General features: G+C 34.2%; 12 protein-coding genes and 1 pseudogene. 2 read left to right on the forward strand and 11 right to left on the reverse strand.

What is annotated here, in order from left to right; genetic code table 11:
• Window positions 1-98 precede the first annotated feature (98 nt).
• Window positions 99-323, reverse strand: a complete 225-nt coding sequence (locus KA883_RS12585; RefSeq protein ID WP_000205227.1) for a helix-turn-helix domain-containing protein — start codon at window positions 321-323, stop codon at window positions 99-101.
• A gap of 417 nt (window positions 324-740) precedes the next feature.
• On the opposite strand from KA883_RS12585, the pseudogene KA883_RS12595 reads away from it, so the two are divergent.
• Window positions 741-2,042 (forward strand): annotated as a pseudogene (locus KA883_RS12595) (ISL3 family transposase).
• Between the two features lie 308 nt (window positions 2,043-2,350).
• Here KA883_RS12595 and lnu(B) read toward each other — a convergent pair.
• From lnu(B) to KA883_RS12610, 3 genes are all read right to left on the reverse strand, one after another.
• Window positions 2,351-3,154 (reverse strand): lincosamide nucleotidyltransferase Lnu(B), encoded by an 804-nt coding sequence (gene lnu(B) / locus KA883_RS12600; protein ID WP_002294514.1) that lies wholly within the window; start codon window positions 3,152-3,154, stop codon window positions 2,351-2,353.
• Window positions 3,155-3,207: 53 nt separating this feature from the next.
• On the reverse strand, window positions 3,208-4,692 hold the full coding sequence (gene lsa(E) / locus KA883_RS12605; RefSeq protein ID WP_002294513.1) for an ABC-F type ribosomal protection protein Lsa(E): 1,485 nt from the start codon (window positions 4,690-4,692) through the stop codon (window positions 3,208-3,210).
• A gap of 442 nt (window positions 4,693-5,134) precedes the next feature.
• The gene (locus KA883_RS12610; RefSeq protein WP_002294511.1) at window positions 5,135-5,719 is read right to left on the reverse strand and encodes a recombinase zinc beta ribbon domain-containing protein; all 585 of its coding nucleotides are present in this window, start codon (window positions 5,717-5,719) and stop codon (window positions 5,135-5,137) included.
• A gap of 61 nt (window positions 5,720-5,780) precedes the next feature.
• Here KA883_RS12610 and KA883_RS12615 point away from each other — a divergent pair, with 61 nt between their 5' ends.
• Window positions 5,781-6,239 carry a hypothetical protein gene (locus KA883_RS12615; RefSeq protein WP_002325145.1) on the forward strand — a complete coding sequence of 153 codons (459 nt, stop codon included), beginning with the start codon at window positions 5,781-5,783 and terminating at the stop codon, window positions 6,237-6,239.
• A gap of 50 nt (window positions 6,240-6,289) precedes the next feature.
• Here KA883_RS12615 and KA883_RS12620 read toward each other — a convergent pair whose 3' ends face one another.
• The 7 genes from KA883_RS12620 to KA883_RS13750 form a co-directional block, all read right to left on the reverse strand.
• Complete coding sequence (locus tag KA883_RS12620; RefSeq protein WP_010733534.1) at window positions 6,290-6,580, reverse strand: hypothetical protein; 291 nt, start codon at window positions 6,578-6,580, stop codon at window positions 6,290-6,292.
• Between the two features lie 178 nt (window positions 6,581-6,758).
• Complete coding sequence (locus KA883_RS12625; RefSeq protein ID WP_002294509.1) at window positions 6,759-7,568, reverse strand: ANT(9) family aminoglycoside nucleotidyltransferase Spw; 810 nt, start codon at window positions 7,566-7,568, stop codon at window positions 6,759-6,761.
• A 131-nt stretch (window positions 7,569-7,699) separates the two neighbouring features.
• Complete coding sequence (locus KA883_RS12630; RefSeq protein ID WP_002294507.1) at window positions 7,700-8,227, reverse strand: phosphoribosyltransferase family protein; 528 nt, start codon at window positions 8,225-8,227, stop codon at window positions 7,700-7,702.
• A gap of 43 nt (window positions 8,228-8,270) precedes the next feature.
• Window positions 8,271-9,134 carry an aminoglycoside nucleotidyltransferase ANT(6)-Ia gene (locus KA883_RS12635; RefSeq protein ID WP_002294505.1) on the reverse strand — a complete coding sequence of 288 codons (864 nt, stop codon included), beginning with the start codon at window positions 9,132-9,134 and terminating at the stop codon, window positions 8,271-8,273.
• Between the two features lie 32 nt (window positions 9,135-9,166).
• Entirely contained in the window at window positions 9,167-9,901 is a 735-nt protein-coding gene (locus KA883_RS12640) for a class I SAM-dependent methyltransferase (RefSeq protein ID WP_000662263.1), read from the reverse strand.
• Window positions 9,882-10,523, reverse strand: a complete 642-nt coding sequence (locus KA883_RS12645; protein WP_481906486.1) for a nucleotidyltransferase domain-containing protein — start codon at window positions 10,521-10,523, stop codon at window positions 9,882-9,884. The genes KA883_RS12640 and KA883_RS12645 overlap by 20 nt, the downstream gene beginning before the upstream one ends.
• The gene (locus KA883_RS13750; RefSeq protein ID WP_481906487.1) at window positions 10,484-10,687 is read right to left on the reverse strand and encodes a nucleotidyltransferase domain-containing protein; all 204 of its coding nucleotides are present in this window, start codon (window positions 10,685-10,687) and stop codon (window positions 10,484-10,486) included. The genes KA883_RS12645 and KA883_RS13750 overlap by 40 nt, the downstream gene beginning before the upstream one ends.
• Window positions 10,688-10,798: the final 111 nt, after the last annotated feature.

Raw genomic sequence — 10,798 nt, forward strand, 5'->3', positions numbered from 1 at the left:
TTTACTTTGCAACAGAACCATGCCTTCTATAAAAGGCAAAGATGATAATTTCTCTGTTACTATTTGAATAACATTACCTACCATATAAACATCCTCCTTTATTCGTTAGATATTTTTATTTCTTCTCCATCTGGTAAAATAAATGCCTGCACAAACTTGACACCTAGCACATCAGCAATGGCCTTCAACTCATCCAAGGTTACTGTTTCTCGTTGTAATTTTTTATTGAAATTCTGTGGAGTCTGGCCAATACGTCTAGCAAGTTCGGAAACACTTATATTCATTTGCTCACACAGTTCTTTAATCATTTCTGCCGTAGTCATACAGCACCTCCAAGTTTACGCTAAGAATATTGTAAACCATTTGATTGATAAACACAATAGTTATTAAAATATTATTATAATCAGCAAGCAAAAGAAAACCCACAACTCTACTGTAGAGTCATGGGCTATTTACTTTGGGTTTTTATATTTCCATTTCGATGCCAGATTTGAAGACTATGACGAAGTGGTCTTCATACACTGTAACGCTCTGGATTATCTTCCTTACAAGCTTATCATCATATTCTAAGGTGCGGAATTTGTTTTTGCGGATAAATTCAGGCTCTATAATTTATAGAACTGATGAATCATTTTTTGATTCATCAGTTCTATTTTAGTTTATTTAAGTAGAAAAGCATGTCGTCTATCTAGTAAAATTAAAGTACCAACCAAAATCTTAAATAGAAAGGACGACATGTCATGACTAATCATATCAAAAAAATGTTGCGAATTAAAGAAAGATTTAAATTTAACTTGTGTTGAAGAAGGAAAATACAAAGGTGTGAACACATTAATTATCACTGGTACCTACTCACCTAAGCTTACGGCCTGTAAGTATTGTCAGTCTCATGCGAACGATGCAGATGAAAAGAAAACCATTGTAAAAAATGGGAAAAAAGAAGTGACAATTCGTTTGGAATCATATCAAAATATTCCAACTATTTTAAAGCTAAAAAAACAACGATATTTTTGTAAAAACTGCCATCAACATTGGACAACTCAATGTTCTATCGTTGAAGAAAATTGTTTTATTAGTCGATTCATGACATTTAGAATACTAGAATTATTAACTCAAAAAATATCAATGACCGTTATCGCTAAGATATGTCATGTATCACTCACAACCGTTATAAGGGTCCTTAAATCTGTTGAAAAACATTTACCTGAAACGCTTAAACCACGCTCTTTTCCAAAAGTTCTAATGGTTGATGAATTCAGATCTCATGCCACCTATGAAGATAAAATGAGTTTTATTTGTGCCAATGGTGAAACCGGTGAACTGGTTGATGTTCTTCCTAGTCGTAGACTTGATAAACTAATGAATTACTTCAATCGTTCTCCCAAGGAGAAACGAGAACAGGTAAAATTTCTAGTGACAGATATGAATGCGGCTTATTTTCAGTTAACTAAAAAAATCTTTCCTTGTGCAGCTTTAGTCATTGATAGGTTTCATATCGTTAAACACTTAAACCAAGCTTTTAATGACTTTAGAGTCAGGGAAATGAAAGCATTAATAAAGAATCACCAGCGTTCTGAAGCCAATAAGCTAAAAGTAAATTGGAAATACCTATTAAAGAATCAAATGACTGTTTCTAGTTCAGAATATAAAAATTGGAGAAGCTTTCCTTCACCTAAGTTTCCCCCTCTAACAGAATCAATGATGATTGATCGTCTTTTATCATTTTCTACAGACTTAAAAGAAGCCTATGGCGTGTTTCAATTATTAACCTATCACTTTAGAAATAAAGATCCAGACTCATTTTTTGATTTATTAAAGAACTTACCGACTACCTTAGATCCACTATTTAAACAGAAGATTGAAAATCTGATTAATTATGAAGAAGGGATTCGTAATGCTTAACGTATAAGTATTCTAACGGAAAAATAGAAGCTAAAAATACTCATATTAAGATATTAAAAAGAGTATCTTATGGCTTCAAATCTTTTAGTAATATGAAGATAAGAATTTTTATGATAAACGACCTTGTCACAATTGAATAACTAAAAAAAGATGATGAATTTGAGAAAATTCTCAAATTCATCATCTTCAATATTTGTCTCATCAGTCCGATTTGACAAAGAGCCCGTTTTTTTATGTTTTCCTTACTTACTTAAAACAGTCACACATTCAATATGGATTGAGAGGACAGAATGAATGTCATTTGTGTATGTCCGTTCTCGGAAACATATCCACGACACTTTTTGCACTATCGGTAGACGGGAACATATCCATAGGCTTCGCTGTTTTTTGAAAAACTGAGGTATGCTGTTAATTTTCAGTACCCAATACTGTGAATAACGTTACTCTCCTATTCACTAATGTAATTCAACAATCTTTCTAAAATGTCATGTGTAACTTTTAAGTTGTATTGTTCAATAAGGTGACTTTGCAAATCCATAACTAATAGCAAAGAATTTTTATAGGCTTCAAATAATTCTACCTTATCTAATCGAGCAGTGGTCTTTGCAAATTTTTTATAATTTTCAAGGCTAATTTCTTTTTCAAGGTTTTTACTCATGTTTAGCCAATTATCAGCATTTTTTTCTGCCATACGTATAAGTTGTAGTGTATTTTTTTGAAGTTGTGATAAGAGTTCTAATGAACGAGCATATTCTCCTCTTTTTAGAACGTTGATTCCCATCAACCATAGATTAGAGAAATTACACAACAAAAAATTAGCATTTTCTTCAGTAAGTCTATTTGGTCTTGCACCACTTATCTCTGATAAATAATTTTCTAATTGCCCTGTTTCATCGTAAATAAGCATAGCCTTCGTATCAGGAATATAACCTGAATCTTTAAACGAGGGGATTATGTTCATATCTTTTTCAGAAAGGAAATGAAATTCCCCACGTATAAGATTATCAAAAATAACTACCTCTGTTCCGTACTCATTTTTATAAAGCATCAAGTACGGAGCTACGTCAAACAACCAGTTGGATGAATCAAAGTTCGAGGTTATACTATCTTTCAAAAATATATAGAACTCTATATCAGAGTATTGGTCACCTTCTCCTTTGGTAAACGATCCATACATCATACAAGCTGTAATTCGTTCATCTGACTCAGTAAGATTCTTAACGTTTGCAATTAATTCTTTTTGTTTTAACATTTCTTCACCCTTTCATGTAAATATCTTTTAGTTATTGTGGCAACTCAAAATCTCTACAAACCTAAATTAATATTTTTCGTACAAATGTTATTGCAAAAAGCATCATCATGCTCCACAAACAATAGTGTAGGACAATATTCCAAAATCATTTTTTCAATTTGGATACGTGAAAAAATATCAATATAGTTCAATGGCTCATCCCATATATACAAATGTGCACTTTCACAAAGGCTTTTAGCAATTAGTACTTTCTTTTTCTGACCAGCACTAAAATCCACCATGTTCTTATCAAACTGCTCTCTATTAAAATCCAGTTTACGAAGAATCGTTTTAAATAGAGTTTCATCGATCTTATTATTATAGGCAAATTCAGATAGATTACCTTTTAAATATGAAGTATCTTGCGAAATATAAGAAATTTTTAGTCCACTTGCTAGCATAAAATTTCCGGTAAATTTAATATCATCTCCATTAATCAATTTTAGGATACTAGACTTACCACTCCCATTTTTTCCGATAATGGCAACTCTATCACCAATATTGACTCTGAAATTAAGATTACTGCATACTTCTTTATCTCCATAAGACAATGATAAATCATTCGCTTCTATTAAGCACTCTTTGTGAAATTCAAGTGGTGAAATTTTTAAGTCATCATATTGTTCAATGTTGTGGAGCAGTTCTGATTTTTGTAAAACGGCTTCCTGATGTCTTGACTCAATATTTTTGGCACGTTTCATCGCTTTTGCAGCCTTATGTCCAACATAACCCTTATCCAGTTTTGAACCAGAATTTGTTGTTCCATATTTACTTTTTTCTACTTTATTTGACCAGTTTGAACTACGTTTTGCTGCATAAGACAACCTTCCTATTTCTTTAAGGAGTTTCTTGTTTTCTGCCAGTTCAAAATTATCTTGTAACGTTTTGTTCTCCCACCAAGAAGTAAAATTTCCCTTTTGGATTTCGATATTCGTTTTATTGATAGATAGTATATGGTCAACACATTGATCAAGTAAGCTTCTATCATGAGATACCAAAATAAACCCCTTCTTGCGTTTCAAATAGTTTTGCACTACATTACGTGCATCGATGTCAAGATGGTTTGTAGGTTCATCAATAAGCAGGAAACAACTCGCTGTAAGGAATAAAGCTGCAAGAAGGACCTTCGTTTGCTCACCATTTGACAATGTATTAAACGGACGATATAAAGCATCTTCTTGAACATCAAGCAATGATATTTCACGAAAAATCTCCCAATCCATACATTCCGTACAAATACTCTTCATTACTTCAATTGTATATAGACTCTTATCTTCCACATCATAAGGAAAATACTCAAACTTAACTGTAGAACTTATATTGCCGGAATACGCATATTTGCCAAGCAGTAAATTTAAGAAAGTAGTTTTACCGCGTCCGTTTCTTCCAATAAAACCGAGTTTCCAATCTGTATCTATCTGAAAACTTACATTTTCAAAAATATTGTCATAACTTCCTTCATATGAAAAAGTTAGATTTGAAACATTTATTAAGGACATATATTTCTTCCTCCTTTACATTATAAAAATTTTATAAGCAAAGTCGGTTTTCGGCATTAATTACTCTATAATGTTATCCAACTCTGCAAGGATTTTGTCATGAATGACATAGTATCATTGTCTATCACGTTTATCTTCCTTTCTTTTACAAATATTAAAAGCCGCAAGAAAGTAAATTCTTACGGCTCAAAAACAAATACTATTATTACCTTTTGTTATACATAACATAAGGTTACTGTAATGTATTATTGAGTGTAGAATACTTAACTTTCTTGCAATTTGCATAACAAAACAAACGGTTCTATAGCCGTTTCTTTAAATATCTTATTATGCATCATATAATTAGCAAGAAAAGTTATACATTCTTCCACCTCCAAGTCGTTTTATTATATCATATTATCTTTAAAAATCCAATATAATTCTTCTGTTCTCTTTCTAAAGATTACCCTTCTACATCAATCTCGACTCCTGATTTGAATTCAACGGCGAACTTATCATGAAATACCGTAACTTTTTCTATAAGCCTCCTTACTAACTGCTCATCATATTCCTCTAACTCACAGGATTGTTCATTAAAGAAATCAGTCATTTCAGCGATTCGTTGCCTTTTTCCTTCACGCTCTGCATTTTCAACAAGTGCATTTTGCTTCAATTCTCGAAGGTGGTAGATTTCATCAGCCACATCTTCATAGTCATTCTTGGATTTTGCTTGGATAAGAAGCTGTTGTTGTAATTCTTCCAATTTGCTATCAATATCATTGGTGGCATTATCATTTTCTTCATTAAGTATAGTAGCTATGTTTTTCTGCAACGCCTGGAGGAAGGGTTCTTTGTTAGCCAAAAGTTCGTTAATAGCCTTGACCACTGCTGTCTGCAATGTTTCCTCGTTTATGGTAGGGGCAGTACATTCAGATCCTTTTTCCTCCAAACGGCTGACGCATCTCCAAACAATAGACTTGTAACCTCGGTTATTCCAGTGTACCCGGCGGTAAATATCACCGCACTGGCGAGCAAACTGCAACTGCAACTATGCAGGCACTTAATCTTAAAAGAACTACTTTCTATAAACTGGTGAAGGAAGTGATTGTATGATGACGATGTGTCCACGATGTTTAGAGCTATACAGTGAAATTTGGTCGAAGCCTTGTTGTAAATGCGCCGATAAGACCATTCCTGTTGATATTGAACTCATCAATGTCGTTCAGATGCTGCTCACTAGAGGCTTCGATGTATCTTATGCCACTTGTTACCCAGATAAAGAACAAGGTGAGATCGAAGCTATGGAAATTGAGATTCACTTTAGGGAATTGTATCCGCAGGCTCTCTTTGATGGTCTCCCACCTGACTGGATTGTAATTGACGAATACCCAGTTCTTGGCGGTAAGGTTCTTGATGAACCTGTTGATATCCTTACATGTGCAATCGAATATCGATTTGAAGAGAGCATCCATATTCAAAAGGATATCGCTATAAGCAATCTGGAAACATGGCTCGAAGAGAAAGACCCGCAATCTTGTAGGGCTATCCTTACATTGGCCGGCTTCTGAAAAAGTAAGACCCTCTCAACAGTAATGATCTGCTGAAAGGGTACTTTACTTTAATCTATGACCTTGAAGTGCCTTAATGCGTCTTTAATAGCTTCTACTTTATATTCTGGTGCTGGTTTATATGGGCGTTTTAGTTCTTCAACTGCGTTTGGTGCGTCGTACATCGGCAGGCCTAAGTTTCTTTTGACCTCTGCAATGTTTGCAGTGTGAACTTTGAAGCCGTACTTTTCTTCGATATACTCCTGAATAAGCCTGTAGGTGATACGATCTGGCTGGATTTTTCGGTCGTCTGCGTACTCCATTTTTACACTGATAAAATCGTCTGCACTTTTGTGGGACAATAAAACACACGTCTCAACGTGGCTCTAGTTGATGGCATTGATGTCTTAAGCTGATTTTTAACCCTTTCGTTCGCGGGAACGTATCAACGGTATTTTGATTATTTTTTAAGAAACTGATATATGGGGGAACATATCGAAGCAATCAATAATGCACATTAACAACTAGTCTTTGTTATATTTAAACTATTCGAAAAGGTAATTGGATATTAAGGGAAGACTCTATAGACTTTTTCATATGATTAACGAGTTCAGCCACCTCAGATTCCATTCCTTCCCACTTGTCAACACACTCTCCTAAATAAGCCTCTCTCGCTTTGTTGAGTAAAGTAGCATGCTCATCGGGTAATTGAGGTATCGCCCATTCAGCTGCCAGATCTTTTGAGCGAATTTCACCAGTAGATGCTGTCAGCCACATTCTGGCTAAAGTTAAAATCACATTGCGTTCGTCACCGTTAATGCTAGCTATCAACCCGGGCAACGATTCTTTAATTGCTTTTCGAATATCTGTCATTGGCACAGGCTCAATTACTTCTGTTGCCTTTGGTCCCAAAAGGTTAATACTATTTTTTCTTAGTTGTGCTAAAAGTATTGCTAAATCCGGATCATAAGTCGACTCAGGAATTTCTCCCTTTTCAAACTGCTCTCTTAGCCACTCGCCATACATAAATTCATATTTGGGGGGGAAATGCCAAGGGACAATATCCTTTTGATTTATGACCGTAACTTCAAGAGGCCTCATATCTTTTATGTTTCCTATTTTCCCAGATATAAGCATTAACCTATTTGTAAGATTCCTTCGAGTTTTTTCAGATAAACTTTGATTTGTTATTACCAAAATATCTACATCGCTATTCATACGTAAACCACCCATTACTGCCGAACCATACAAATACACCCCAATTAACATATTATCAAGTAGTTCCGCTATAGTTTTTAATGCTTGAATTGCTTCTTTCGGAATTTTTTTGTTACTTAAATCTATACTCAACTTCGATCTCCTTTCGTCTGAAAACTGTTTTTTAACGCCTCTTAAAATTTATAAAAAAAGAGTAAACATCTTTCGTTGTATTGTAAATTAACGCCATCCAAAATTTTGATTCAAGATTTTCTTTCGGTTTATTATATGTTTGAGCCAATATAAGCTACAAAACTGCTGTCTATCCATTTTTGAGTAACCTCATTTATATCAATCCCAATAGTAGCCAACCCAATAATGCTGCAATCCAATTTCTCTAACAAAGCTATTAAAGCCTTCATTTGAGAACCTGTCTCTATCCAATCATCTACAATCAAAACTCTTTTGTTCCTCACAATAGAACTCTTAGATATTTCAAAGCTTTTATCTTGACCTGAATAGTCGGTAAAATGTGTCGAAATAATCTCTTCTTTTGCGTATGGCAGCTTATCACCTTTTCTTACTCCAATAAACCCCACTCCAAGTTCTTTGGCTATGGCAGTGCCTAGTATCCATCCAATTGCTTCTGGGGCAGCCACATAATCTACTTTATTTTGAAAATCCAATGATAGTACTTTTACAATTTTATCAAAAACGGTTTTATGTGTAAAAATAGTTAGTAAATCATATTTTCCAATTGAGTTACGAGGTAATATACCTCTAATTTCATTTATAACATCAGTACTTTCCATACATTTACACCCCTTGCTTATGGTTAATAATCTTTGCTAATCTTTAAAAATAGTCATTTTCAACATATTTTTTATACATGTCCTCGGTATATCTTGTTATGTTCTTACCATACTCTGGATAATCAAACCCCAGTAGTTCTGCTACCTCTTTGGACACTTCCCTGAACAATTGGTGGCATATAAATAATGACTTCCAAATATTTTCATAGGAATCCATGCGATATGTAGATAATAATCTATTCCATAGATCTTCATCAATGTATTTGTTAATATACTTATAATTTTTCCCAACACTTAATGAAAATTCTGTCTTTATCCCAACCTTCCACGACATCATCCTAAGTAGTTCAAACCGTAGAATCTGGTTCAGATGATCGATTGCAAACAGTATCTCTTTGCGGCACAATCCTTTAATAACATAAGGTGTTACATTCCAAAATTCATTGCAGCAATCATCATACTCCCTTGCGCTTGGCTTTCTTACATGATAATCTATATCAGTCGGAACTATGTCCCTTTTAATTCTACAATCTTTATCAATTAGAACCTTTATTAATTTATCGCCCTTTAGGTAATTATCTAACTCTTCCAAGGGCAATAAGGTAAGATCAATTTTATTGTAATCATCAAATAGCATAAGATAGGAAAATCCCTTTTCTTCAGGTGGGAATAATTCCATATCCTCCGGCTTTTGCATCATTATTATATTCCCAAATTGATTAAGCCAGTCATCATTAGATATAAACGGTTCTATATCACTTACAAAATATGTAATATCATAATCCTGAAATTCATCTTTAGGTATATTAATATTTGCGCGTGACCCCTCAAGGGTCACAATTCGAATACGTTCATCCTGTTCTGCTAAAGAAAGTACTAAATCCATCATTTCTTTTTCTGATCTCATTTACATACTCCTCGTTTATTTTTTCTATATTATTACATCTTCTTTTTTGCCGATACAATCAGCATCATTGGGCGTCGCATTTCATCCGCCATCCCCGGAATATCCATCATGTTCTCTGGCGGCTGTGGCTCCACAATCTGATTTATTATAAAACTATTTGAAAGCAGTGTATTTAGATATGTGGTCAGTGTTCTATGATATTTTGTAACCTTTTCTTCCAAAAACATAGCTGTCCGTTTGCCCTCATAATAATAATTGTCCACCGGGAAATGCAGTATTTCTCCTTTTTCGTTATAATACCAGTCTTGTGTTCCATGAGCAGTAAAAACAGGATGTTCAACTGTAAAAACTAAATTGCCACCAGCCTTCAGCATCCTATATATCTTTTTTATTAAATTCTCATAGTCTGCTACATAATGAAACGCAAGCGAACTTAGTATTACATCAAAGCTCTCCTCTGGGAAATCCACATCTTCTATGGCACAGCATTCATATTCAATCTGTGGAAAATGGGTTTTTCCTTTTGCTACTTCGAGCATTTTATGAGAAATATCAACACCTACTACAGAGGAAGCACCGTTTTCCATCGCATATATACAGTGCCATCCATAGCCGCATCCTAAATCAAGCACACGCTTACCCTTAAAATCAGGTAGCATCTTTTTCAAAGTCTCCCATTCTCCCGCACCAGCCAGTCCTTTCTGCGAGCGACTCATTTGACTGTATTTTTGAAAAAATATATTATCATCATATTTGTTTTCTTTCATCTGAACTCTCCTCGTTTAAAAAGTTATTTATCTCCGATACAATTTCATTCACTTCTTTATAAAGTTTCTCGGTCATATCGTAGCATTCAAAAAGTGAGATACCGAGTACTTCAAAAATATGATTTACCTTCTCGGTATATTTTTCAGGTTTATATTCAAAAGTTTCAAGCAGTTTTATAGCTTTCTTTTCGTTGATACAATAAGCATTATTACATGCAAATAGTACTTGATTTAAGCATGAAATAATACGAAAAACATGGCCTGCAATATAATATTTATCCTCTACCCCCGCATTTGCTTTTACAAACATTAAAGAGAATTCAGCTTCAAATATAAAAAAGTTCATCAAGCTTTTCTTTAGAGCAGTAGGGTAAATTTCTGCCTGCTTTTTTAATTCGCATAAGCTTTCGTTCTTAGCATATAGTATTTTACTAATCGCTAATTCTCCACGATACATTGCACTTATATAACCATGGGGATGCCCGGTCTGATAATTGGCAGTAACAATTCCTTGCTCCGTATCTTTGATTATTTGTTCTACCCGTTTTATATCACGTAAAATCAAGTCAACATGATACCCATTTATAAATAACCATCCGCCGCCATTAATCCAATCACCCACGCTCCGGGAGGCACAACAAGGTTGTTTCTATTTTTATCATCCAATTCTGTAGCAATTTGATTAATCGCTGTCAGGTCAAATGAGTCTGAATTGTAATAGATTCCGATATCTATATCAGAATTTTCTGTATGGGTGCCTCTTGCACGTGAGCCCCCTAATACGATGCCTTCGGTTCTGTTGCAAAGTTGAAGTTAGAGTATAATTTTAACAAAAAGGAGTCTTCTGTATGGACTAGTTCAGATATAAACAATTTAACAAGGATGTTATCACTGTAG

It is taken from the genome of Staphylococcus sp. GDY8P54P (assembly GCF_017892645.1).
In the GTDB taxonomy this organism is placed as follows: Bacteria; Bacillota; Bacilli; order Staphylococcales; family Staphylococcaceae; genus Staphylococcus; species Staphylococcus ureilyticus.